The organism is Bacillus sp. SIMBA_008, assembly GCF_046535495.1.
Taxonomy (GTDB): domain Bacteria; phylum Bacillota; class Bacilli; order Bacillales; family Bacillaceae; genus Bacillus; species Bacillus subtilis.
In genome coordinates this window covers 1-238 of sequence record NZ_JAWRWL010001218.1, presented here as the reverse complement: position 1 = coordinate 238, position 238 = coordinate 1, and the positions used below count along the sequence as shown (strand labels likewise).

The following is a 238-nucleotide window of genomic DNA, read 5'->3' as shown; positions in this document are numbered from 1 at the left end:
CGTTTTTACTCGGATATATAATTGGAAACGGAGTCACTACAAGCTGGCAATTATTATTAGGTACTGGATTTATGGGTGCCTTCACGACATTTTCAACATTTAAGCTAGAGTCCATTCAGCTCTTCAATCGTAAAAATTTCGGCATACTATTTCTATATTTAAGTACTACTTATATTATTGGTATCCTTTTTGCATTCCTTGGAATGAAACTAGGCGGAATATAAAAAAAGAAAGCGAC

1 protein-coding gene is annotated in these 238 nt (G+C 34.0%); it reads left to right on the top strand.

All coding sequences use genetic code 11. The features are described 5' to 3' along the window. Positions 1 to 224, top strand: a 224-nt coding sequence (gene crcB, locus SB658_RS27310) for a fluoride efflux transporter CrcB (protein ID WP_410603685.1), incomplete at its 5' end; no start/stop codon positions are given. Positions 225 to 238 lie beyond the last annotated feature (14 nt).